Origin of the sequence: Candidatus Pseudomonas phytovorans (genome assembly GCA_029202525.1) — a bacterium.
Lineage (GTDB): Bacteria > Pseudomonadota > Gammaproteobacteria > Pseudomonadales > Pseudomonadaceae > Aquipseudomonas > Aquipseudomonas phytovorans.
In genome coordinates this window covers 2,220,270-2,244,344 of sequence record CP119325.1, presented here as the reverse complement: position 1 = coordinate 2,244,344, position 24,075 = coordinate 2,220,270, and the positions used below count along the sequence as shown (strand labels likewise).

General features: G+C 62.9%; 24 protein-coding genes. All 24 read right to left on the bottom strand.

Annotation, left to right across the window (positions count from 1 at the left end; translation table 11 throughout):
- Positions 1-12 precede the first annotated feature (12 nt).
- The gene (locus P0Y58_10050; protein ID WEK32507.1) at positions 13-2,250 is read right to left on the bottom strand and encodes a chemotaxis protein CheA; all 2,238 of its coding nucleotides are present in this window, start codon (positions 2,248-2,250) and stop codon (positions 13-15) included.
- 12 nt (positions 2,251-2,262) lie between these two features.
- Positions 2,263-3,051 carry a protein phosphatase CheZ gene (locus tag P0Y58_10045; GenBank protein ID WEK32506.1) on the bottom strand — a complete coding sequence of 263 codons (789 nt, stop codon included), beginning with the start codon at positions 3,049-3,051 and terminating at the stop codon, positions 2,263-2,265.
- A gap of 20 nt (positions 3,052-3,071) precedes the next feature.
- Positions 3,072-3,446 (bottom strand): chemotaxis response regulator CheY, encoded by a 375-nt coding sequence (locus P0Y58_10040; protein ID WEK32505.1) that lies wholly within the window; start codon positions 3,444-3,446, stop codon positions 3,072-3,074.
- 120 nt (positions 3,447-3,566) lie between these two features.
- Complete coding sequence (gene fliA / locus P0Y58_10035) at positions 3,567-4,307, bottom strand: RNA polymerase sigma factor FliA (GenBank protein WEK32504.1); 741 nt, start codon at positions 4,305-4,307, stop codon at positions 3,567-3,569.
- Positions 4,304-5,137: a flagellar synthesis regulator FleN gene (gene fleN / locus P0Y58_10030; protein WEK32503.1), complete on the bottom strand. Its 834-nt coding sequence runs from the start codon at positions 5,135-5,137 to the stop codon at positions 4,304-4,306. The genes fliA and fleN overlap by 4 nt, the downstream gene beginning before the upstream one ends.
- Before the next feature lie 93 nt (positions 5,138-5,230).
- Positions 5,231-6,550, bottom strand: coding sequence for a flagellar biosynthesis protein FlhF (gene flhF, locus P0Y58_10025; protein WEK32502.1), 1,320 nt, complete (start codon positions 6,548-6,550; stop codon positions 5,231-5,233).
- A gap of 11 nt (positions 6,551-6,561) precedes the next feature.
- The gene (flhA, locus tag P0Y58_10020) at positions 6,562-8,691 is read right to left on the bottom strand and encodes a flagellar biosynthesis protein FlhA (protein WEK32501.1); all 2,130 of its coding nucleotides are present in this window, start codon (positions 8,689-8,691) and stop codon (positions 6,562-6,564) included.
- A 180-nt stretch (positions 8,692-8,871) separates the two neighbouring features.
- The gene (flhB, locus tag P0Y58_10015; GenBank protein WEK32500.1) at positions 8,872-10,014 is read right to left on the bottom strand and encodes a flagellar biosynthesis protein FlhB; all 1,143 of its coding nucleotides are present in this window, start codon (positions 10,012-10,014) and stop codon (positions 8,872-8,874) included.
- Between the two features lie 2 nt (positions 10,015-10,016).
- Positions 10,017-10,793: a flagellar biosynthetic protein FliR gene (fliR, locus tag P0Y58_10010; GenBank protein WEK32499.1), complete on the bottom strand. Its 777-nt coding sequence runs from the start codon at positions 10,791-10,793 to the stop codon at positions 10,017-10,019.
- Positions 10,794-10,800: 7 nt separating this feature from the next.
- Positions 10,801-11,070 carry a flagellar biosynthesis protein FliQ gene (gene fliQ, locus P0Y58_10005; protein ID WEK32498.1) on the bottom strand — a complete coding sequence of 90 codons (270 nt, stop codon included), beginning with the start codon at positions 11,068-11,070 and terminating at the stop codon, positions 10,801-10,803.
- Positions 11,071-11,091: 21 nt separating this feature from the next.
- Complete coding sequence (fliP, locus tag P0Y58_10000) at positions 11,092-11,847, bottom strand: flagellar type III secretion system pore protein FliP (GenBank protein WEK32497.1); 756 nt, start codon at positions 11,845-11,847, stop codon at positions 11,092-11,094.
- The gene (gene fliO / locus P0Y58_09995; GenBank protein ID WEK32496.1) at positions 11,847-12,281 is read right to left on the bottom strand and encodes a flagellar biosynthetic protein FliO; all 435 of its coding nucleotides are present in this window, start codon (positions 12,279-12,281) and stop codon (positions 11,847-11,849) included. Before fliO ends, fliP begins: the two co-directional genes overlap by 1 nt.
- Positions 12,282-12,293: 12 nt before the next feature.
- The gene (gene fliN / locus P0Y58_09990; GenBank protein WEK32495.1) at positions 12,294-12,761 is read right to left on the bottom strand and encodes a flagellar motor switch protein FliN; all 468 of its coding nucleotides are present in this window, start codon (positions 12,759-12,761) and stop codon (positions 12,294-12,296) included.
- Positions 12,762-12,808: 47 nt separating this feature from the next.
- Positions 12,809-13,777 carry a flagellar motor switch protein FliM gene (fliM, locus tag P0Y58_09985; protein ID WEK32494.1) on the bottom strand — a complete coding sequence of 323 codons (969 nt, stop codon included), beginning with the start codon at positions 13,775-13,777 and terminating at the stop codon, positions 12,809-12,811.
- A gap of 9 nt (positions 13,778-13,786) precedes the next feature.
- On the bottom strand, positions 13,787-14,284 hold the full coding sequence (gene fliL / locus P0Y58_09980; protein WEK32493.1) for a flagellar basal body-associated protein FliL: 498 nt from the start codon (positions 14,282-14,284) through the stop codon (positions 13,787-13,789).
- A 218-nt stretch (positions 14,285-14,502) separates the two neighbouring features.
- Positions 14,503-15,759 carry a flagellar hook-length control protein FliK gene (locus P0Y58_09975; protein ID WEK32492.1) on the bottom strand — a complete coding sequence of 419 codons (1,257 nt, stop codon included), beginning with the start codon at positions 15,757-15,759 and terminating at the stop codon, positions 14,503-14,505.
- Positions 15,760-15,824: 65 nt separating this feature from the next.
- Entirely contained in the window at positions 15,825-16,172 is a 348-nt protein-coding gene (locus tag P0Y58_09970; GenBank protein ID WEK32491.1) for an Hpt domain-containing protein, read from the bottom strand.
- 48 nt (positions 16,173-16,220) lie between these two features.
- Positions 16,221-17,912, bottom strand: a complete 1,692-nt coding sequence (locus P0Y58_09965) for a fused response regulator/phosphatase (GenBank protein ID WEK32490.1) — start codon at positions 17,910-17,912, stop codon at positions 16,221-16,223.
- Between the two features lie 8 nt (positions 17,913-17,920).
- Positions 17,921-18,223: an STAS domain-containing protein gene (locus tag P0Y58_09960; protein WEK32489.1), complete on the bottom strand. Its 303-nt coding sequence runs from the start codon at positions 18,221-18,223 to the stop codon at positions 17,921-17,923.
- 385 nt (positions 18,224-18,608) lie between these two features.
- Positions 18,609-19,061 (bottom strand): flagellar export protein FliJ, encoded by a 453-nt coding sequence (fliJ, locus tag P0Y58_09955; GenBank protein WEK32488.1) that lies wholly within the window; start codon positions 19,059-19,061, stop codon positions 18,609-18,611.
- Between the two features lie 6 nt (positions 19,062-19,067).
- On the bottom strand, positions 19,068-20,423 hold the full coding sequence (fliI, locus tag P0Y58_09950) for a flagellar protein export ATPase FliI (protein WEK32487.1): 1,356 nt from the start codon (positions 20,421-20,423) through the stop codon (positions 19,068-19,070).
- Positions 20,413-21,207, bottom strand: a complete 795-nt coding sequence (gene fliH / locus P0Y58_09945; GenBank protein WEK32486.1) for a flagellar assembly protein FliH — start codon at positions 21,205-21,207, stop codon at positions 20,413-20,415. Before fliH ends, fliI begins: the two co-directional genes overlap by 11 nt.
- Before the next feature lie 75 nt (positions 21,208-21,282).
- A complete protein-coding gene (gene fliG / locus P0Y58_09940; GenBank protein ID WEK32485.1) occupies positions 21,283-22,302 on the bottom strand; it encodes a flagellar motor switch protein FliG in 1,020 nt (339 codons plus the stop codon).
- Entirely contained in the window at positions 22,295-24,073 is a 1,779-nt protein-coding gene (gene fliF / locus P0Y58_09935; protein ID WEK32484.1) for a flagellar basal-body MS-ring/collar protein FliF, read from the bottom strand. Before fliF ends, fliG begins: the two co-directional genes overlap by 8 nt.
- Positions 24,074-24,075 lie beyond the last annotated feature (2 nt).

Below are 24,075 nucleotides of genomic sequence, written 5' to 3'. Positions count from 1 at the left end.
GCGCCACCGAAATCAAATACGCCGCGCGGCGTAACGCTTGAGCATGCTCGGGACGTCGAGAATCAACGCAATGCGACCGTCACCGGTGATGGTGGCCCCGGACATGCCCGGGGTGCCCTGCAGCATCTTGCCCAGCGGCTTGATTACCACTTCTTCCTGGCCAACCAGTTGATCGACGACAAAGCCGATGCGTTGCGTGCCGACCGACAGGATCACCACGTGGCCTTCGTGCTGCTCTTCGTGCACCTGGCCCTGTACCAGCCAGCGCTTGAGGTAGAACAGCGGCAGCGCCTTGTCGCGCACGATCACCACTTCCTGGCCGTCGACCACGTTGGTGCGCGACAGGTCGAGATGGAAGATCTCGTTGACGTTGACCAGCGGGAAGGCGAACGCCTGGTTGCCCAGCATCACCATCAGGGTGGGCATGATCGCCAGGGTCAGTGGCACCTTGATGACGATCTTCGAGCCCTGGCCCTTGGCCGAGTAGATGTTGATCGAACCGTTGAGCTGGGAGATCTTGGTTTTCACCACGTCCATGCCCACGCCACGGCCAGACACATCGGAGATCTCGGTCTTGGTCGAGAAGCCCGGGGCGAAGATCAGGTTGTAGCAGTCCGATTCGCTCAGGCGGTCAGCGGCATCCTTGTCCATCAGGCCTTTTTCCACGGCCTTGGCGCGCAGGATGTTCGGGTCCATGCCCTTGCCGTCGTCAGAGATCGACAGCAGGATGTGGTCACCTTCCTGTTCGGCCGACAGCACTACGCGGCCGGTGCGGGCCTTGCCCGAAGCGTCACGCTCATCGGGCATCTCGATACCATGGTCGACAGCGTTGCGCACCAGGTGCACCAACGGGTCGGCCAGGGCCTCGACCAGGTTCTTGTCCAGGTCGGTCTCTTCGCCTACCAGCTCCAGGTTGATCTCTTTCTTCAGCTGGCGGGCAAGGTCGCGCACCAGCCGCGGGAAGCGGCCGAACACTTTCTTGATCGGCTGCATGCGGGTTTTCATCACCGCCGTCTGCAGGTCGGCTGTGACCACGTCGAGGTTGGACACGGCCTTGGACATGGCCTCGTCGCCGCTGTTCAGGCCCAGGCGCACCAGGCGGTTACGCACCAGCACCAGCTCGCCGACCATGTTCATGATTTCGTCCAGGCGCGCAGTGTCGACGCGAACGGTGGTTTCCGCTTCGCTGGCGGCATGCTTCTCTGCGACCGGAGCTGGCGCACGGGGAGCCGGCGCAGGCTTGCTGGCGGCAGCAGCCACCGGGGCAACAGCGGCCGGCCGGGCCAGCGGCTGGCTCTCGACCTGGGCAGGCGCTTGCACCTTGGCAGCAGCAGGGGCCTCGACCGCCGCAACATCGCCACCAAACTTGCCTTTGCCATGCAACTGGTCCAGCAGGGCCTCGAACTCGTGCTCGCTGATTTCGTCGCTGGTAGCGCTGCTTTCAACTGCGACCGGTGCCGGCGCTTTGCCAGCAGGCAAGACATCGGCCTGGAACGTGCCCTTGCCATGCAACTGGTCGAGCAACGACTCGAATTCTTCGTCGGTAATTTCGTCGCTCACTGCCTCCGCAGGCACGGCGACCGGCTGTACCGCAGCTTCGACACTGAACTGGCCTTTGCCGTGCAGCTGGTCGAGCAGCGACTCGAACTCGGCGTCAGTGATTTCGTCACCTTGGCCACTGGCAGTCTCGCCCTGCATTTGCTCGTCGACCGCGGCTTGCGCCTTGACCGCATCGAGCGAATCGAGCAGCTGTTCAAACTCGCTATCGGTAATGTCCTGGTCATCGGCAGGTGCCACGGCCGCAACAGCCGCCTCGGCTACCGGTGCCACAGCGACAGGCGCTTGGGCAACCTCGGCAGCACCGGGTTCGGCCAGACGCGACAGGGCCGCCAGCAGTTCAGGGGTGGCCGGGGTGACGTCGGTGCGCTCGCGCACCTGGCCAAACATGCTGTTGACGGTATCCAGTGCCTCAAGCACCACGTCCATCAGTTCGGCGTCGACCCGGCGCTCACCTTTGCGCAGGATGTCGAAGACGTTCTCGGCGATATGGCAGCACTCCACCAGCTCGTTCAGCTGGAGGAAGCCGGCGCCCCCTTTTACAGTGTGGAAACCGCGAAAGATCGCATTGAGCAGGTCGGCATCATCGGGTCGGCTTTCCAGCTCGACCAGTTGCTCGGACAGTAGCTCAAGAATTTCGCCGGCTTCTACCAGGAAATCCTGAAGGATTTCTTCATCGGCGCCGAAGCTCATCAAACGTGCTCCTTAAAAACCCAGGCTGGACAACAGATCATCGACATCGTCCTGACCGGACACAACGTCTTCACGCTTATCGGCATGAATCTGCGGACCTTCACCCCGAGTCGGATGTTTTTCTGCATCTTTTTCTGCGCGCAGTTGATCGTGGTCATGCTGGATACCGGCAAAGCGGTCGACCTGGCTGGCCATCAGCACCAGTTTCAGCAGGTTGCTTTCCACCTCGGTCACCAGTGTGGTGACGCGTTTGATCACCTGGCCGGTCAGGTCCTGATAGTCCTGGGCCAGCAGAATGTCGTTGAGGTGGCCGGCGACCTTGCGGTTGCCTGCGGCGCTGTGCGTCAGGAAACTGTCGACGCGCTTGACCAGATCACGAAACTCCGGCGCTGCCACTTCGCGGCGCATGAAGCGCTGCCAGTCGGTGCTCAGGGCCTTGGCTTCGCTGGCCAGGTCGTTGAGCACCGGGGTGCTTTCTTCGACCAGGTCCATGGTGCGGTTGGCGGCGCCCTCGGTCAGCTTGACCACATACGACAGGCGCTCGGTGGCATCGGTAATCTGCGACACCTCCTCGGCCTGCGGTATGGTCGGGTCAATCTGGAAGCTGACAATGGCGCTGTGCAGCTCGCGCGTCAGCTTGCCGACTTCCTGATACAGGCCGCGATCGCGGGTCTGGTTCAGCTCGTGAATCAGCTGCACCGCTTCGCCGAAACGGCCCCGCTCCAGGCTTTCGACCAACTCCTGGGCATGCTTCTTCAGGGTCGATTCGAACTCGCCCAAAGACGTTTGTGATGAATCCATGGCGCGCCCCCTGACGTGACTCAGCCGTTGACGCGTTCGAAGATCTTCTCGATCTTTTCTTTGAGCACCTGAGCGGTGAACGGCTTGACCACATAACCATTGACGCCGGCCTGGGCCGCTTCGATGATCTGGTCGCGCTTGGCTTCAGCGGTCACCATCAATACTGGCAAGGTCTTCAACTGCTCGTCGGCACGCACTTTGCGCAGCAGGTCGATGCCGGACATGCCGGGCATGTTCCAGTCGGTCACCAGGAAGTCGTAGGCGCCCCTTTGCAGCATCGGCAGCGCAGTGATGCCATCGTCGGCTTCGTCGGTGTTGGTGAAGCCCAAGTCACGCAACAGGTTCTTGATGATCCGCCGCATCGTCGAAAAGTCGTCAACGATGAGGATTTTCATGTTCTTGTCCAATTAGACCTCCAAGCAGTCTCAAACGCGCCCGGCCGACCGGGCACGCACTCATTCAATTCGGTACAACGTGGAAAATGCACGTGGAAAACGACTGCAACGACACTGGGCTCAACGAGCCCGCCATTCCCCAAGGCGGCTACGCAGACGCGCGGCACATTGGCTGTGCAGTTGGCTGACCCTCGACTCACTGACCCCAAGCACCTCGCCGATTTCCTTGAGGTTCAGCTCTTCGTCGTAGTACAGCGCCAGCACCAGGCGCTCACGCTCCGGCAGGTTGGCAATGGCCTCCGTCAGGGCAGCCTGGAAGCGTTCGTCCTCCAGGCCACGCGCCGGTTCCACATGGCCACTAGCGCCATCCTCATGCAGCCCCTCGTGCTCGCCGTCCTGCAACAGGTCGTCAAAGCTGAACAAGCGGCTGCCCAAGGTATCGTTCAAGATCCCGTAGTAATCATCGAGACTCAATTGGAGTTCGGCAGCAACTTCATGATCTTTAGCGTCGCGGCCGGTTCTGGCTTCAACGGCACGCATCGCGTCACTGACCATGCGGGTGTTGCGGTGCACCGAACGCGGTGCCCAGTCGCCCTTGCGCACCTCGTCCAGCATGGCCCCGCGGATGCGGATGCCGGCATAGGTTTCGAAACTGGCGCCTTTGCTGGCGTCATATTTGTTGGACACTTCAAGCAGGCCGATCATGCCGGCCTGGATCAGGTCTTCGACCTGCACGTTGGCCGGCAACCGTGCCAACAGGTGGTAGGCAATGCGCTTGACCAGCGGGGCATAACGTTCGATCAGCTCGTACTGGGCATCTTTGGCCGCCCTGCTGTACATCTTGAAGCCACTGGCGCTCATAGCACGGGTCCCGCGCTGGTGGGTTGCACCAGGCGCTCGACGAAGAACTCCAGGTGGCCGCGCGGATTGGCCGGCAGCGGCCAGCTATCGACCTTCTGGGCAATGGCCTTGAAGGCCAGCGCGCACTTGGAGCGGGGGAAGGCTTCGTAGACGGCGCGCTGCTTCTGAACCGCCTTGCGCACGCACTCGTCGTAGGGCACGGCGCCCACGTACTGCAGGGCAACGTCGAGGAAGCGGTCGGTAACCTTGGTCAGCTTGGCGAACAGGTTGCGCCCTTCCTGCGGGCTTTGCGCCATGTTGGCCAGCACACGGAACCGGTTCATGCCGTAGTCACGGTTGAGCAGCTTGATCAGGGCGTAAGCGTCGGTGATCGAGGTGGGCTCGTCGCACACCACCAGCAGCACTTCCTGGGCGGCGCGAACGAAGCTGACCACCGATTCACCGATACCCGCAGCGGTGTCGATCACCAGCACGTCGAGGTTGTCGCCGATTTCACTGAACGCCTGGATCAGCCCGGCATGCTGGGCCGGGGCCAGGTGCACCATGCTCTGGGTGCCCGAGGCCGCCGGCACGATGCGCACACCGCCAGGGCCCTGCAACATCACGTCGCGCAGCTCGCAGCGCCCCTCGATGACATCGGCCAGGGTACGTTTGGGGGTAAGGCCCAGCAATACGTCGACGTTGGCCAGGCCCAGGTCGGCGTCCAGCAACATGACCCTGCGGCCAAGCTCGGCCAGCGCCAGGGACAGGTTCACTGAAACGTTAGTCTTGCCGACGCCACCTTTGCCACCGGTTACGGCGATCACCTGTACGGGATGCATGCTACCCATGTCTGCTCTTTACCTTGTCTCGCTGGGACTCAGGCCACACGTGGGGCAATTCTGCGTACCCCTTGGCATAGCTACTTTGCACACGCTTCATGTTCAACCCGCTCGCCGGGGGTTGTGATAGAGATCAGCGAACATGTCGGCCATGGCCTCTTCGCTGGGCTCGTCCTGCTGCTGCACATTGACCGCACGGGAGACCAGCTGGTGGCCACGCGGCAGGTGCAGGTCGTCAGGAATGCGCGGGCCATCGGTGAGATAGGCCACAGGCAATTCATGACTGATGGCAAGGCTCAGCACATCGCCGAGGCTTGCCGTTTCATCCAGCTTGGTCAGGATGCAACCGGCCAGGCCGCAGCGCTTGTAGCTGTGGTAGGCGGCGGTCAGCACCTGCTTCTGGCTGGTGGTGGCCAGCACCAGGTAGTTCTTCGCGGCAATGCCGCGCCCGGCCAGGGTTTCCAACTGCATGCGCAGCGCCGGGTCGCTGGCCTGCAGGCCGGCAGTGTCGATCAGCACGACGCGCTTGCGCAGCAGTGGCTCCAGCGCCGCGGCCAGCGACTGGCCCGGGTCGACGTAGGTCACTGGCACATTGAGGATTCGGCCCAGGGTCTTGAGCTGTTCCTGAGCACCGATACGAAAGCTGTCCATGCTCACCAGCGCCAGGTTCTGCGCGCCGTACTTGAGCACGTAGCGCGCGGCGAGCTTGGCCAGGGTGGTGGTCTTGCCCATGCCGGCCGGGCCGACCATGGCGATTACCCCGCCCTCTTCGATCGGCTCGACTTCAGGAATTTCGATCATCCGCGCCAGGTGCGCCAGCAGCATGCGCCAAGCCTGACGAGGCTCTTCGATCTCGGTGGTCAGGTCCAGCAGTTCGCGGGCAATCGGACCGGACAGGCCGATGCGCTGCAGGCGGCGCCAAATGTTGGCCTGCTGCGGTTTGCTGCCCTGTAGCTGATTCCAGGCCAATGAACCAAGTTGTACTTCAAGCAGCTCGCGCAGGCCCGACAGCTCGGAGCGCATGGCATCGAACAGGCGCGGGTCGACCGGCGCTGCAGCAGGGGCGGCAGCAGGGGCGGCAGCAGCCTCAGGGGCATCGACGTGCGGCTCGATCAACGGCTCGGCTGCCGTCAGCGACTGCCCGGCAAACAATTGGCGGTTGTTGTCGCTACTGTCCGGGCGGTGATCCAGCTCGGCCTGGGCAGTGGCGATGCGCGTATGGGTCTTGCGCAGCTCTTCTTCCAGTTCGGCGTTGGGCACGCGCGGGGCCAGGGCGGACAGCTTGTAGTCCAGCGCGGCCGTCAGTTCGACACCACCGGCAATGCGGCGGTTGCCAATGATCGCGGCATCGGCGCCCAGCTCGTCACGGACCAGTTTCATGGCCTGACGCATATCGGCGGCGAAAAATCGCTTAACTTGCATTATCCACTACCTCAGCCGTTAGGGCCCACGGTGGCAACGATGGTGACTTGCTTGTTGTCCGGTATTTCCTGATACGCCAGAACATGCAAATTCGGTACAGCCAGGCGACCGAAACGCGACAACATGGCGCGGATTGGGCCGGCGACCAGGAGGATGGCCGGCTGGCCCTGCATTTCCTGGCGCTGGGCCGCTTCAATCAGCGAACGTTGCAGCTTCTCGGCCATGCTAGGCTCCAGAAGAACACCGTCTTCCTGACCCTGCCCGGCCCTTTGCAGACTATTGAGCAAAATCTGTTCCAACCTTGGCTCCAGGGTAATAACTGGTAGCTCCGACTCAACGCCGACAATGCTTTGCACGATGGCGCGACACAATCCGACGCGCACCACCGCCACCAGCGCGGCGGTATCTTGACTCTTGCCCGCGTTATTCGCGATGGCCTCGGCAATACTGCGAATATCGCGTACCGGCACTTGCTCCGACAACAGCGCTTGCAGCACCTTGAGCAAGCCCGACAAGGAAATGACACCGGGCACCAGTTCTTCGGCAAGTTTAGGCGATGCCTTGGCCAGCACCTGCAGCAGTTGCTGAACCTCTTCGTGGCCGATCAGCTCGTGGCAGTGTTTCTGCAAGATCTGGTTGAGGTGAGTGGCCACCACGGTGCTCGCGTCAACCACCGTATAACCCAGCGACTGCGCCTGGGAACGCTGACCGACGTCGATCCACACGGCTTCCAGGCCGAACGCCGGGTCGCGTGCGGCAATGCCGTTCAGGGTGCCGAACACTTGCCCCGGGTTGATCGCCAGCTCCCGGTCCGGGTAGATCTCGGCTTCGGCCAGGATCACCCCCATGAGGGTCAGACGATAAGCGCTGGGCTGCAGGTCGAGGTTGTCGCGAATGTGCACGGTGGGCATGAGAAAACCCAGGTCCTGGGACAGCTTCTTGCGCACACCCTTGATCCGCGCCAGCAACTGGCCGCCCTGGTTGCGGTCGACCAACGGGATCAGCCGGTAACCGACTTCCAGGCCGATCATGTCGATGGGCGTCACATCGTCCCAGCCGAGCTCCTTGGTATCCAGCGCGCGCTGTGGCGAGGGCAACAGGTCTTGCTGGCGCTGCGCCTCTTGTTGCGCCTCCAGCTTGACCTTGTGCTGCTTCTTCCACACCAGGTAGGCGCCGCCACACGCCAGCAGGCCAAGGCTGAGGAAGGCCACGTGAGGCATGCCAGGGACCAGGCCCATGATGATCATCAGTGCACCGGACACCGCCAGGGCCCTGGGCGAATCGAACATCTGCCGGTTGATCAGCTTGCCCATATCCTCGGAGCCCGAGGCGCGGGTGACCATGATCGCGGCAGCGGTGGACAGCAGCAGTGATGGCAATTGCGCCACCAAACCGTCACCGATGGTCAGCAAGGCGTACACCTTGCCGGCATCGCCGAAGGTCATACCGTGCTGCAGCATGCCGATCAGCATGCCACCGATCAGGTTGATGAACAGGATCAGCAGGCCGGCGATGGCATCACCGCGGACGAACTTGCTGGCACCGTCCATCGAGCCGTAGAACTCGGCCTCCTGGGCCACCTCGGCACGGCGATGCTTGGCCTGGGCCTGGTCGATCAGGCCGGCGTTGAGGTCGGCGTCAATGGCCATCTGCTTGCCGGGCATGGCGTCGAGGGTGAAACGCGCGCTCACTTCCGAGATACGCCCGGCACCCTTGGTCACCACCACGAAGTTGATGATCATGAGGATGGCAAACACCACGCCACCGACCACGTAGTTACCGCCGATCACCACCTCACCGAAGGCCTGGATCACCTTACCGGCAGCGCCGTGGCCCTCTTGGCCGTGCAGCATCACCACGCGAGTGGAAGCGACGTTCAGGGCCAGGCGCAACAGCGTGGCCACCAGCAGGATGGTGGGGAAGGCGGCGAAGTCCAGCGGGCGCAGGGCGTACACGCAGACCAGCAGCACCACGATCGACAAAGCGATGTTGAAGGTGAAGAACACGTCGAGCAGGAACGGCGGTATCGGCAACATCATCATTGCCAACATCACCAGCAGCAACAGCGGCACACCCAGGTTGCCCCGGCCGAGACCGGCCAGGTTATTGCGGGCGTTGCTGATTAACTGAGTGCGATCCACCGCGAGTCCTCTTGATGCAAAACTTTGACGCCCAGGGGGCGCCTGCGGCTGGCATTGCAAGAAGCCTTCCAACTTTGCCTGGTGGGTGTTCGCCTTGAGATTTTTTGTGCCTGCGAGATCGAGCGCCGCCCGCGCGGCGCTCGATCTCGCAGGCGCAGAATGCGTTGAGGCGGGCGCCTGTCAGCTATCGCGGCGCAGGTCTGGCGGGATCGGCAGGTCTTCTTTCAATGGCTCTGGCCGCTTGCCTCTACCCGCACGGTACTGACGGATCTGGAACACGTAGGCCAGCACCTGCGCCACCGCCAGGTACAAGCCGGCAGGGATTTCCTGCTCCGGCTCGGTGGAGTAGTAGATTGCCCGCGCCAGCGCCGGCGATTCGAGGATCTGGATCTTGTGCTCCACGCCAATCTCACGAATCTTCAAGGCCATGAAGTCGGTGCCCTTCGCCAGCAGCAAGGGTGCAGCCCCGCCCTTCTCCGGGTCGTACTGCAGAGCTACCGCATAGTGCGTCGGGTTGGTGATGATCACATCCGCCTGCGGCACCGCCGCCATCATGCGCCGCTGCGACATCTCGCGCTGCAGTTGGCGAATGCGTTGCTTGACCTCGGGCTTACCTTCACTGTCCTTGTATTCGTCACGCACTTCCTGCTTGGTCATCTTCATTTTCTTGTGCGTCTGGTACAGCTGGATGGGCACGTCCGCCGCCGCAATCAGCAGCAGCCCGGCAGACATCCACAACGTACTCCAGCCCACTACCTGCAGGCTGTGAATGATCGCCTGCTCCAACGGCTCATTGGCGATCGACAGCAAGGCCTGGCGGTCATTCATCAGCACCACCACTGCCACCGCCAGGATCACGAAGAATTTGGCCAGGGCCTTGAGCAGCTCGGTCACGCCATGCATCGAGAACATGCGCTTGAGCCCCGCCAGGGGGTTCATGCGGCTGAATTTCGGCTGCAGCAGACTGCCGGAAAACAGGAAACCACTCAGGGCGATAGGCGCCACGAAGGAAATCACGAACAGCAGGATGAGCACCGGCTGCACGGCCCATATCGCCATCTTGCCCGAAGCCAGCAGGAAGGCGCCCATGGCCCGTTCGTCGACAATGATGTCGCGGGTCAGGCTGAAGTTCATGCGCATGATGCTCTGCAATGTCTCAGCCAGATAGCCGCCGAACGCCAACAGGCCACCAGCCCCAGCCAGGGTCACCGCGACCGTGTTCAGCTCCTTGGAACGGGCGATCTCGCCTTTCTCGCGGGCGTCGCGCTTGCGCTTTTCGGTGGGGTCTTCTGTCTTGTCCTGACCGCTCTCGCTCTCTGCCATGTTCAGCGCGCCCTCGCCAGTTCACGCAGCCATTGCAGCGCTTCACTGGCCAATGCCTGGTAGTGAGACAGCACATCGGCCAAGCCGACCCAGAAAATGAACATGCCCATGACCAGCGTCAGCGGAAAACCGATGGAAAAGATGTTCAGCTGCGGCGCGGCACGGGTCATCACACCAAAGGCAATGTTCACCACCAGCAACGCAGCGATCACCGGCAGGATCAGCAACAGGCCGGCCGCAAATACCCAGCCCAGCCGCCCAGCCAGCTCCCAGAACTGATTGACCACCAGCGCATTACCCACCGGCAAGGTGGTGAAACTTTCGGTCAGCACCTCGAACACCACCAGGTGGCCATTCATCAACAGGAACAACACGCTCACCAGCATGGTCAGGAACTGGCTGATCACCGTGACGTTCACGCCGTTGGCGGGGTCGACCATCGAGGCGAAGGCCATGCCCATCTGCACCGCGACGATCTGCCCGGCAATCACGAAGGCCTGAAACAGCAACTGCAAGGCCAGGCCAAACAGCGCGCCGACAATGATCTGCTCGGCGCACAGCAGCAGGCCTCGCAGGCTCAGAGGGTCGAATTCAGGCAACGGCGGCAGCGCCGGCACGATCACTACGGTAATCGCCACCGCGACGTAAAGGCGCACCCGCGCTGGCAGCATGCGCGTGCCAAAGATCGGCATGGTCATCAACACCGCCGTCACCCTGAACAGCGGCAAGATGAAAGTGGCGACCCAGGTGCCGATCTGCGTGTCGGTCAGCTCCAGCATCGCCGCGTCAACCGATCAACTGCGGGATATTGGTGTAGAGGGTGGTGATGTACTCCATGAACTTCTGCACCAGCCACGGCCCGGCCACGATCAGCGTAATCAGCATTACCAGCAAACGTGGCAGAAAGCTCAGCGTCTGTTCGTTGATCTGCGTGGCAGCCTGGAACATCGCCACCACCAAACCCACCAACAGGCTCGGCACAACCAGAACGGCGACCATCAGGGTGGTCAGCCACAGGGCATCACGGAACAGGTCGACAGCTACTTCAGGTGTCATCGGCGGTTCTCCTGGACGGCGTCACACGCCGCCGAAACTGCTGGCCAGGGTACCCATGATCAGGGCCCAACCATCCACCAGCACGAAGAGCATGATCTTGAACGGTAGCGAGATGATCAGCGGCGACAGCATCATCATGCCCATGGCCATCAGCACACTGGCCACCACCATGTCGATGATCAGAAACGGAATGAAGATCATGAAGCCGATCTGGAACGCGGTTTTCAGCTCGGAGGTGACGAATGCCGGCACCAGAATCGTCAGCGGGACCTGATCGGGGCCGGCGATGTCGGTGCGCTTGGACAGGCGCATGAACAGGTCCAGGTCGCTTTGCCGGGTTTGTGCCAGCATGAAGTCCTTGAGCGGCACCTGGGCCTTGTCGATGGCCTGCTGGGCAGTCATCTGCTCTTTGAGATACGGCTGCAGGGCGTCCTGGTTCACCCGGTCGAACACCGGTGCCATGATGAACATGGTCAGGAACAGCGCCATGCCGGTCAGAATCTGGTTCGACGGTGTCTGCTGCAGGCCCAGAGCCTGGCGCAGGATCGAGAAGACGATGATGATGCGGGTGAAACTGGTCATCAGGATGACGAACGCCGGGATGAAGCTGAGCGCCGTCATGATCAGCAAGATTTGCAGGCTGACCGAATACTCCTGCTGCCCGTCCGCCCCGTTGGACAGGGTAATGGCCGGGATCGACAACGGGTCGGCAGCCAGGGCCAGCGGCGCAGCCAGCAGCAGCGCCAAAGTCAACAACATACGCAGCGGGCCGCTCATCACTTCTTGTCCTTAGGGTCCTTGCCCATCAGCTCCATCAGCCGCTGGGCAAATTCCGGCGTTGCCTGACGTGCGCCAGCTGGCACTTCCACGGGTTCGGCCAGCACATGCAGGGCTTCGATGCTACCGGGGGTGTGGCCAATCAGGATCTGCTCTTTGCCCACTTGCACCAGCAGCAGGCGGTCACGCGGGCCGATGGCCCGGCTGCCGACGATCTCGATCACCTGCCCGCCCTTGACCGCCGTACTTTGCATGCGCCGCAGCACCCAGGCCAGGAAGAAGATCAGGCCCACCACCAGCAGCAGGCCGAAAACCATCTGCGCCAACTGACCGCCCACGCTTCCAGGCGCCACTGCCGGGGTCGCAGTCGGCGTGGCTGCGGCCAGACAAACCTGGCTGGCCAGCAGGGCAGCAAACGCGGCAATGGCGCGCATCGTGCCCTTCACTCAGCGCAGCTTCTTGATACGTTCGCTGGGGCTGATCACGTCGGTCAGGCGAATGCCGAACTTCTCGTTGACCACCACCACTTCGCCATGGGCGATCAGCGTGCCGTTGACCAGCACGTCAAGCGGCTCGCCGGCCAGGCGGTCAAGCTCGATCACCGAGCCCTGGTTGAGCTGCAGCAGGTTGCGGATGTTGATCTCGGTGCTGCCCACTTCCATGGAAATGTTCACCGGGATGTCCAGAATCACGTCCAGGTTAGGGCCTTCGAGGCTGACGTTTTCATTCGGCTTCGGCGAGCTGGCGAACTCTTCCATCGGCATGCGGCCAGCGCCGCCACTGCTGCCGGTGTCACCGCCCAGCAGCGCATCGATGTCGGCCTGCCCGGCCGAGCCGGTTTCTTCAAGGGCCGCAGCCCACTCATCGGCCAGCGCCTGGTCCTCTGCGGAGGTGATCTCGTTTTCGTTAGCCATGGTTTCCTCGACAGGCATTCAATTCGTTATGAGCGACCGGCACACCGTCAGCGGCGTTCGATCGGGTCGATGATCTGCAGGGCCAGGTTGCCCTTGTGCGAACCCAGGCGCGCCTTGAAAGACGGCACGCCGTTGGCACGCAGCACCAGGTGCTCGGGCAGCTCCACCGGAATCACGTCGCCAGGCTGCATGTGCAGGATGTCGCGCAGCTTCAGCTGACGCCGGGCGACCGTGGCAGTCAGCGGCACGGCCACGTCCAGCACGTCTTCGCGCAGGGCCTTGACCCAGCGCTCGTCCTGGTCGTCCAGGTCGGACTGGAAACCGGCATCGAGCATTTCCCGCACCGGCTCGATCATCGAGTACGGCATGGTCACGTGCAGGTCGCCGCCGCCACCGTCCAGCTCAATGTGGAAGGTGGACACCACCACCGCCTCGCTGGGGCCGACGATGTTGGCCATGGCCGGGTTGACCTCGGAGTTCATGTACTCGAAGGTGACCGGCATGATCGCTTGCCAGGCTTCCTTGAGGTCGACGAAACACTGATCCAGCACCATGCGCACCACGCGCAGTTCGGTGGGGGTGAATTCGCGGCCTTCAATCTTGGCGTGGCGGCCATCGCCGCCGAAGAAGTTGTCTACCAGCTTGAACACCAGCTTGGCATCCAGAATGAACAGCGAGGTGCCGCGCAGCGGCTTGATCTTGACCAGGTTGAGGCTGGTCGGCACGTACAGCGAGTGCACGTATTCGCCGAACTTCATCACCTGCACGCCACCCACGGCCACGTCGGCGGAACGGCGCAGCAGGTTGAACATGCTGATGCGGGTGTAACGGGCGAAGCGCTCGTTGATCATTTCCAGGGTCGGCATGCGACCCCGCACGATGCGGTCCTGACTGGTCAGGTCGTAGCTTTTGATACTGCCAGGCTCGGATGCACTTTCGGTCTGCACCAGCCCGTCGTCGACGCCGTGCAACAGGGCATCGATTTCATCCTGGGACAGCAGGTCCTGTACGGCCATTGCGGACTCCTACTGCAATACGAAATTGGTGAACAGCAACTGGTCGATGACCGGCTTGCCGACTTCCTTCTGCGCCACTTCCTGGACCACTGCGGTGGCCTTCTGGCGCAACATCTCCTGCCCGACCGGGCTGCTGGCCAGGGTGTCGAAGCCCTGCCCGGAGAACATCATCACCAAGTTGTTGCGGATCACCGGCATGTGCACCTTGAGGGCATCCAGGTCGGCCTGGTTACGCGCCTGCATGGTGATGCTCAATTGCATGTAGCGCTGGCGGCCGTTCTGATTGAAATTCACCACGAATGCCGGGGTCAGCGCCTCGTAGATCGCCGCAGGCTTGACGTTGCTGGCCGCAGGCTCGGCGGCCGGGGCCGACTCGCCCTTGTGCATGATGAACCAGGTAGCGCCCACCGAAAGGCCGATCGCCAGCAGCAGGCCCACGACGGCCAGCAGGATCAGTTTGAGTTTGCCTTTAGTGGCGGGGTCTTTGACTGCTTCGCTCTTCGCCATGCCAATAATCCGTCGTCCATCGGGGGTTCAAAGGTGGATGGCTTGGCTTGAGCAAGTGTTATGCCAGATTTTGCAGAAGATGGGTTTCAGCAGGGTTTGCGGTGTTGTCTTCTTCGCGGGCTCGCCCGCTCCCACAGGTACTGCACAGATTTCGAAATCGGTGAAATTCCTGTGGGAGCGGGCGAGCCCGCGAAGAGGCCAGCACAGCGAAACCAGGGTCAGGCGTAATAATCGACCGCACTGTCGCCGACAATCACCTGCTGCTCTGCAGGGCGGACACTATCGGCAACCTCAACGCCACCCTGCTCCGCCTGCCGCGCCGCCACGCCGGACAGGTTGCTGCCCTGCGCCTGCCCCTGCTGCTGTTGCTGCCCACGGGACTGGTCGGCCACGTTGACATCCGGCTGGGCCAGCCCCTGCTGGGCGAACAGTTCGCGCAGGCGGTGCATCTGGCTGTCGAGGGCATCACGCACACCGGCGTGACCGCTGATGAAGGTGACCTGGGTCGACTGGTCCGTCGCAACATTGACGCGAATATCCAGCCGGCCCAGCTCGGCCGGCTCCAGCTGGATATCCGCCGATTTGAGATTCTGGCTGGACAGGTACATGACCCGGTTGACCAGGCCCTCGGCCCAGGCGCCCTGGTTCATCGGCAACGGCTGGTGCAACGGGCCGGCATTGGCCGGCACCGCATTGGCGGTCTTGGCCGTGGCTGCCTGGGTCAGGCTCGCCAGGCGGCTGGCGAAATCATCGATGCGGGTGTCGCTGCTGGCGCCCTTGGTGTCTTTCAGGCCATCTTCAAGCAAGGCACCGAAGGCCTTGTCACCTGGTTCACCCGCTTCCCCCTCGGCATCGCCCACCAGGTTCGCCAAGGTATTGACGGCTGCCTGCCCATCCTCGCCCTGGGCTCGGGACGGATCCAGGGCATGGGTCGAAGTCCCCCCTTTGGCCTGAGCGCTGTGCTCCAACGCCAGGCGCAAGGTTGGCAGGTTGGCCAACGGGTCGGCATCGGGGTCGAAGGCTTCTTCGGCAGCGGGTTCTTCGGGCTGTGCGGCAACCTGCGCCGTGGCCGCCTGCAGCACCGGCGCAACAGCCTCAGCCTGGGCCTGGATCAGTTGTGCGCCAGGCTGAGCGTCGGTGACCTGGCCGGCCACCAGGCTGGCGTCACGCAACCCGGTATCGGCCTGGGCATCGTCGCCAGCTGGCAATTTGTTGCCGTCATCGGCAACCGCAGTTTTGTCGGCGGGGTCTTTCTTGCCACCCGCTGCCGCCTCAGGTTTGTCCTTGGGCTTGGCCGGGGCGACCTTGTCATCATGCCCGGCGGCCTTGTCACGCCCTTGCCTGGCCATCACCTGGCCAAAGCCGTCGCCCTTGTCACCCAGCGCCTGCGCCGGTTTATCCGCCTGCGCGGTGGCCGAACGCGAGGTGCTTGCAATGGCGCTGGCTTGCAACAAAGGGTTGGGTGCAACAGGCATTGAGCGGTCTCCGCGCCAGAAACAAAAAAATCATCCAGCCATAGAGAGGCAAAAATTGCGCCAACTCAGCCTGCAGAAATCTGCTGCTGCTCACCGCGATAGAAGTGCTGCACCACGAGATATTCCTGGTCGATGCGGTTGACCAGGTCTTCGATACCATACAGCGGGGGCCGCCGCGCGCGGTCTTCCAGTTGCTGACACAGGCCAGCCAGTGCCACGGCACCCATGTTGCTGCTGCTGCCCTTGAAACTGTGGGCAGCCGCACCGAGCTCTTCGGCGCTTTTGGCGGCGTGCAACTGGCTCAGGCGCCGTTCGGAGTCGTCGAGAAAGGTTTGCACCAACTGCAGGTAGCCCTCTTCCATGACTTCACGCAGGTCACGGAGTACCTTGTGGTCAATATGCATGTCAGTCACTTGTTCACTCCTTGATCAAGCCAGATTATGCCCGAGCCAACGCGTGGCTCACCAGACGAACTCCACATGCGCGCAGCGACCGCCCTCGCTCCAGCGCGCGTCACTTGCCAGTCGCTGAACCAGATTCAGGCCACGCCCGCTCAGGCCCTGCGCCAGCGAAGGCCGCGACAGCACACGCTGGACATCGAAACCGGCGCCACTGTCGAGAACCTGGATCATCAGACGCCCGCCATCGGCGTGCGGTTCAACGGTGAAGTCGATGCGCACGAAACCGTCATTCAATGCACCCAGTCGCCGGGCGCGCTCCTGGTAATAGTCGGCAAACCCCTGCACATCACGCTTGAGCCGCGAATCCAGGCCCAGCACCCCATGCTCCAGCGCGTTGGAATACAGTTCGCTGAGCACTGCATGCAGGCTACCGGTACGCGCGCGCAGGCCGTGTATTTCCTGCAACAACTGCACCAGGTACGGCACCGGGTTGAAGCGCTTGAGGCTCTCGCCACGCACCTCGAACCCCAGCGACCAGTCCAGCGGGCTGGAGCGGCCGCTATCAGAATAGATCATCGGCGCCGGCACCCGCTCTTCGGCGCTGAACATGCGAATGTCGCACAGGCTGATGTCATCACGCGGGCGCCCGCCAAAACGCTCCAGCGCCTGCATCACTTCGTCGAACAGCTGCACTGGGTCGTGATTGTCGGCCAGCACCGCACGCAGGCGCTGCACACCGAACAGCCGTTCCTGGTCGTCGGCGGTGTCCAGCACACCGTCCGACAACAGCAACAGGCGCTCGCCCGGCGCCAACGGCAGCACTTCAGTGCTGTCATCGAAACGCTCAGCCGCCAGGATGCCCAGCGGCAGATGCCGCGAGCACAAGGATGATATTACATCGCCACTAACCGACAGGCGATAGCCATCGGGCATGCCCCCGTTCCACACCTCTACCGAACCACGCTGCAAGCTGAGGTCGAGCAGCATTGCACAACAGAACATGTCCACCGGCAGGATACGTTTGAGCTTGGCGTTCATCTCGCGCAGTATCTGCGCCATGCCGTAGCCCTTGGCGGTCATGCCGTAGAACACCTCGGCCAGCGGCATGGCCCCCACCGCCGCTGGCAGGCCATGGCCGGTGAAATCGCCAAGCAGCACGCGCATGTCACCGGCTGGCGTGAACGCGGCCAGCATCAGGTCGCCGTTGAACAGCGCATAGGGCGACTGCAGGTAGCGGATGTTGGGGGCAGAAAGGCAGCCGGAGTGAGCCACCTTGTCGAATACCGCCTTGGCCACCCGCTGCTCGTTGAGCAGGTGATGGTGGTGCCGGGTAATCTGGTCGCGCTGCGCCAGCACGGTAGCCTGCAGCCGGCGCAGGCGATCCATGGCGCGGATCTTGGCGCCGAGGATCACCGCACTGTAAGGCTTGGCCATGAAGTCATCGCCCCCGGCCTCCAGGCAGCGCACCAAGCCTTCCTCCTCGTTCAGCGAAGTCAGGAAAATGATCGGCACCAGCGCCTCACCGGCCAGGGCCTTGATCTGCCGCGCCGCCTCGAAGCCATCCATCACCGGCATCAGTGCATCCAGCAGCACCAGTTGCGGGCGCCGCTCGACAAACAGCGCCACCGCCTGCTCGCCGTTTTCTGCAGTGAATACCTGATGGCCCTGACGGCGCACGATCTGCGCCAGCAGCAGGCGGTCGGCGGCCCCGTCTTCGGCGACCAGCACGGTCAACGCCTGTTCGGCGGGCATGTTGGTGCTCAACTGATATCGAAGAGCTTATCGAAATTGGAGATGGCGAGGATCTTGCGCACATCGGAGCTGGCATTCTTCACGCGGACATCCGAGTCATCTCCGCCCACGTGGTCACGCAGCAACAGCAGCATGCCAAGCGCGGAACTGTCGAGGTAGGTGGTGTCCGCCAGGTCGACAATCACCGAGTCGAGCTTCCCTTGGCGTTCGTAGGCGTCGCGAAATTCCTGGTGCTTGCCGAAGTCGAAGCGCCCCTTGATCTTGATCGTCAGCTTTTTCTCGTCCTGCGAAAAATCAGTCTCGACTGCCATGCTAGCGATTCCTTCGATGATGGCGAATGCAACTCCATTAAGGTTTAGCAGGCGATGGTATGAGTGGCAAGTGCCCGCCGCAGGCCTTGCAGCGCCCGCAAGATCGAGCGCCGCCCGCGCGGCGCTTCGCGGGGCAAGCCCGCTCCCACATTTGTTGCAACGTGACCATGTCTGTGAGGCCATGGTTGTCAGCATTGTTGTCCAGGCTCCATTTCGAGGCTGGTGCTGCTGCCGCCCCACCTGCCTCAAGACAAGCACCAAGGCGGACAACGCCTCCCCCACAGGCATGGCCACGTTGCAAAAAATGTGGGAGCGGGCTTGCCCCGCGAAGCGCCGCGCGGGCGGCGCTCGATTTCACAGGCGCTGCAAGGCCCGAGGCAAACCTCTAAAAATGGTTCTGCCGGGGCAGCCGCTGCGACAATTCATCCAGCAAGCGCTGCTCACGCTTGTCTTCGGCGCGCCGGGCTTCGTCCATGTAGCGCTGCACCAACTTGCGCAAACCTTCAACCCGGGCATAGGCCTGCTGCCAGGCCCCACGGGCATTGTTGAGGTTGTTCTGGTGCCAGACCAGGCTCTGGCGTTGCTGGGTCATGGCCGTTTCCAACTGCCCCAGAAAGCGCTGGTAGTTGACCAGCCAGCTGCCATTCACGCCCTGCCCGCCGCGGTTGATCCACTGCAGCTGGTAATCCTCACGAAACCGTTCGAGTTCGGCCAGCTTGGCCTGGGACGTGGCCACTTGCTGCTGGAAATGACCAAGGCGCTGGGCTGCCTTGCGCTCGGCCTCTTCGGCCATGTCCACCACCGGCGCCAGGCGCGCCGCGCGTCCGGGCAGCGCCATGCCCTATCAGCCTGCCGGGGGCGTGAAGATCGCCCCCAGCTGTTCGCGGCTCTGCGCCATGCCCACATTCTCGTGCAGGCCCTGGCGCAGAAATTCTACCAACTTCGATTGCAAGGCAATGGCCAGGTCGGTTTCCGGGTCGCCGCCGGCCACGTAGGCACCCACACTGATCAGGTCGCGGCTTTGCGAAAGCCGCGACCACAGCTGCTTGAACTTCTGCGCCTGGCGCAAGTGGTCGGCATCGACCACCTGCGGCATGACCCGGCTGATCGACGCTTCGATGTCGATCGCCGGGTAATGGCCCTCTTCGGCCAGCCGGCGCGACAGCACGAAGTGGCCGTCGAGCACACCCCGCGCCGAATCGGCGATCGGGTCCTGCTGGTCATCACCTTCGGACAAAACGGTATAGAACGCGGTGATCGAACCACCACCCGCCTCGCCATTGCCCGCACGCTCCACCAGCTTGGGCAGCTTGGCGAAGACAGACGGCGGGTAACCACGGGTGGCCGGCGGCTCACCAATGGCCAGCGCAATTTCACGCTGGGCCTGGGCAAAACGGGTGAGCGAGTCCATCAGCAGCAGCACGTTCTTGCCTTTGTCGCGGAAGTATTCGGCAATCCGTGTGCAATACATGGCAGCGCGCAGGCGCATCAGCGGCGCATCGTCGGCAGGCGAGGCCACCACCACCGAGCGCTTGAGGCCCTCTTCGCCCAGGATGTGCTCGATGAACTCTTTCACCTCACGGCCCCGTTCGCCGATCAGGCCAACCACGATGATGTCGGCTTCGGTGAAGCGGGTCATCATGCCCAGCAACACCGACTTACCCACGCCGGTACCGGCGAACAGGCCCAGGCGCTGACCGCGGCCAACGGTCAGCAGGCCATTGATGCTGCGGATGCCCACATCCAGCGGCTTGCTAATGGGGTCACGGTTGAGCGGGTTGATCACCGGCCCATCCATCGGCACCCAGTCCTCGGCCTTCATCCCGCCCTTGCCATCCAGTGCACGGCCGGCGCCGTCCAGCACCCGACCGAGCATGCTCATGCCCATGGGCAGGCGGCCGCCGTCATCCAGCGGCACCACCCGGGCGCCGGGCGCAATGCCGACAATACTGCCGACCGGCATGAGAAACACCTTGGGCCCGGCAAAACCCATGACTTCGGCTTCCACCTGGACCGGGTGGTAGCTGTCGTCGTTGATCACCAGGCAGCGGCTGCCCACGGCAGCGCGCAGGCCTTCGGCCTCCAGGGTAAGCCCTACCATGCGCAGCAGGCGGCCTTCGACAATCGGCTGGGCCGGCAGCTCGATGGCCTCGGCATAGCTGCCCAGGCGCTTGCCGAAGCTGGTGCGCTTAAGGTGCATCAGGGTTGTCCACGCAATGCTCGACCGGGGCATCCAGGTCTACCGACATGTCTGGCGCTGCCGGGTGCAGGGAATGGTCGTGCAGCTGGTCGAACAGCTGCGCCACGGTTTTCTCGATGCGCGTTTCCATGGTGGCGTCGATGCGGCTATGGGCAGTCTCGATGCGGCAACCTCCCGGCAGAAGCGCGCTGTCTTCCAGCAGCCGCCAGTTTTCCTCGTGGCGTTCGCGCAGGGCCTTGGCCAGCTCGAAGTCCTGCGGGTTGAGGTGGATACGGATATTGTCCGCCCCCATGGGCAACAGCTTGAGCGCTTCGCGCAGCACCTGGGTAATCTGGCTGGAATCGTTGCGCAATTCGCGGCCGATCACCTGGCGGGTCATGTGTGCCACCAGGTGCACGAGGGTTTTCTCGATCTGCGTGTCTTGCTCGGCGATTGGCTCCATCAGGTTGGCCATCAGTTGCTCAAGGCTGTCGAGCTTGGCTTTAAGGGCCGCTTCGGCCTCCTGGCGGACCTTGAGCTGGGTGCTGTGAAAGCCCTCGCGCTCACCGGTGGCGAAGCCTTCGTTGTAGGCTTCCTGGCGAATGGCCTCAAGCTCTTCGAGGGTTAGCGGCTGGACTTCTTCCAGCGGCACCTCTTCGATTTCTTCCTCGACCACCTCGGGTTCCGGCTCAGGCTCGGGTACGTGCTCTGGCTCCGGGTCGAAGCTGGGCAGCGCCCATACATCCACGCCCTCTAGGTCGCGGGCGCGGATCAGGTCGCTGGGGTGATGTTCTTTGCTGGACATGCTGTGTGCTCTCAAACCATGCTCAGCCGACACGGCCCCACAAGGGAGAGCGTCGGCCTGTAGAGCGCGAAGATCTTAAATCATTTCCTCGGCACCCTTGCCGCCGAGCACGATCTCGCCGGCCTCGGCCATGCGGCGGGCGATGGTGAGGATTTCCTTCTGCGCCGTTTCCACGTCGCTGACCCGCACCGGCCCTTTGGCCTCCAGGTCGTCGCGCAGCAGCTCCGAGGCTCGTTTGGACATGTTCTTGAAAATCTTGTCCTTGACCCGCTCGTCGGCGCCCTTGAGCGACACCACCAGCACGTCGGACGACACTTCGCGCAGCAGCGCCTGGATACCACGGTCGTCGACATCGGCCAGGTTGTTGAAGACGAACATCAGGTCTTCGATCTGCTCCGACAGGTCGCTGTCGACTTCGCGGATCGCATCCATCAGCGCACCTTCCACGGAGCTGTCGAGGAAGTTCATGATGTCGGCAGCGCGCTTGATACCACCCAAGGTGGTACGCGCGGCATTGGAGTTGCCCGAGAACTGCTTCTCGAGGATCTGGTTCAATTCCTTCAGCGCTGCCGGCTGCACGGTGTTCAGCGACGACACGCGCAAGACGATGTCCAGGCGCACCTTGTGGTCGAAGTTGCTCAACACTTCACCGGCCTGGTCCGGGTCGAGGTAGGCGACCACGATGGCCTGGATCTGCGGGTGCTCGTAGCGGATCACGTCGGCTACCGCGCGCGGCTCCATCCACTTGAGGCTGTCCAGGCCGCTGGTGTTGCCACCGAGCAGGATGCGGTCGACCAGGCCATTGGCCTTGTCCTCGCCCAGCGCCTGGTTGAGCATTTTGCGGATGTAGGCATCGGAACCCACGCCCAGGCTGGTCTGATCGCCGACGATATCGACGAACTCGCTCATGACCTGTTCGACCTGGTCACGGTGCACATTGCCCATCTGCGCCATGGCCACGCCCACCCGCTGCACTTCCTTGGGGCCCATGTGCCGCAGCACCTGGGCCGCATCGGTCTCGCCCAGCGACAGCAGCAGGATTGCCGCCTTGTCGACACGGCTCAGCTTGGCGGTAACGGCTCGGTTATCACTCATCGGCGTTGATCCAGTCTTTGACGACCTGGGCTACGCGGCCCGGGTCTTCGGCCACCAGGCCTTTGATTGCGTTGAGCTGTGCCTCGTAACCCTCGCTTGGGCTAGGCAGCAGAATGCTTGTCGGGCCACCCAGGCTGACGCGGTCGTTGGCCAATTCGCCATCCAACCCCACCATGCCGCCCAGCTCCATGTCGCTATCCGAAGCAGCCTGCTTGCCGCCCCCTGTAATATTGTTGAGCACCGGCCGCAGCACGCCGAACACCAGCACCAGAATGAACACCACGCCCAGCACTTGCTTGACGATGTCCCAGAACCACGGTTGCTGGTAGAAGGCGATATCGGCGATTTCTTCACCACGGTCGGCGGCAAATGGCACGTTGATCACCGTCACGCTGTCACCACGGCTGGCGTCGAAGCCGACGGCGTCCTGGACCAGGCGCGTGAAGCGCGCCAGGTCCTCGGCAGCCCACGGCGCGCGGCTGGTGTTGCCGGTGGCCGGGTCGACCTTGACCTGGTCGTCCACCACCACCGCCACCGACAGGCGGGTCATGCGCCCTTGCTGCTGGCGGGTGTGGCTGATGGAGCGGTCCAGCTCGAAGTTCTTGGTGCTTTGCTGGCGCTTGTCCGACGGATACGGCGCAAGCATTGGCTGGCCGGTGGCCGGGTCCATGACCTGCTGCCCGTTGGCATCCACCAATGGTTGGCCAGGCTGAATGGCTGCGGCCGGGGTGGCCGCGCCACCGGTGGTTTGCGGTGCCGAGGCAGCGCCCGGCGGCTGGTTGCTCAGCGCGCCAGGCACGCCTTGCGGGCCTTGGCTGCTGGCGCGCTGTTCGTCAACCGACTGTTCGCTGCGCAGCGCTGGCTGGTCGGGGTTGAACTGCTCGGCGGTCGACTCGACGGCACTGAAGTCCAGGTCGGCAGACACTTCGGCCTTGTACCGGTCATTGCCCAGTACGGGCTGCAAGATGTTGCGCACGCGCTGGGTGAGCATGCTTTCCATGCGGCGGCTGTAATCGTACTGCTTGCCGGCCTCGGTCAGGGCAGAGTCCTGCAACTGCTCGGACAGCAGGTTACCTTTCTGGTCGACCACGGTGACCTGCGATTTGTCCAGTTCCGGCACACTGGTCGCCACCAGGTTGACGATCGCCTGCACCTGACCGGCATCCAACGCACGGCCCGGATACAACTCGACCAGCACCGAGGCACTGGGCTTGCGGTCATCACGCACAAATACCGAGCTTTTCGGGATGGCCAGGTGCACGCGCGCGGCCTTGACGTTGTTCAGGCTGGAAACAGTCCGCGCCAGCTCACCTTCCAGGCTGCGGCGGTAGCGAGTGGCCTCCATGAACTGGCTGGTACCCAGGCCCTGCTCCTTGTCGAGCAGTTCGAAGCCGACATTGCCATCGCTGGGCGCCACGCCGGCGGCTGCCAGTTTCAGGCGCGCACGGGAGAGGTCGTCGGCCTTGACCAGCAGAGCACCGGAGTTGGGCTCAACGTTGTACGGGATGTCGGCAGCAGCCAGGGTATCCATGACCTGCTTGGTGTCCATGCCCGACAGGCTGCCGTACAGCGGACGGTAATCGGGTTGTTGCGACCACAGCACCACGGCAAAGCCGATGGCCACGCTGGCCGCCAGGCCGACCATGAGGCCGACCTGGCGCAGCATTGGCATCTGCGAGATGTTTTCCAGGAACGACATACCTGGCAGCGGGCGTTTGGCCGCTGCCGAGCCAGTCTTGGCGGGGGCGTTGTCGACGACTGCTTCAGCCATGG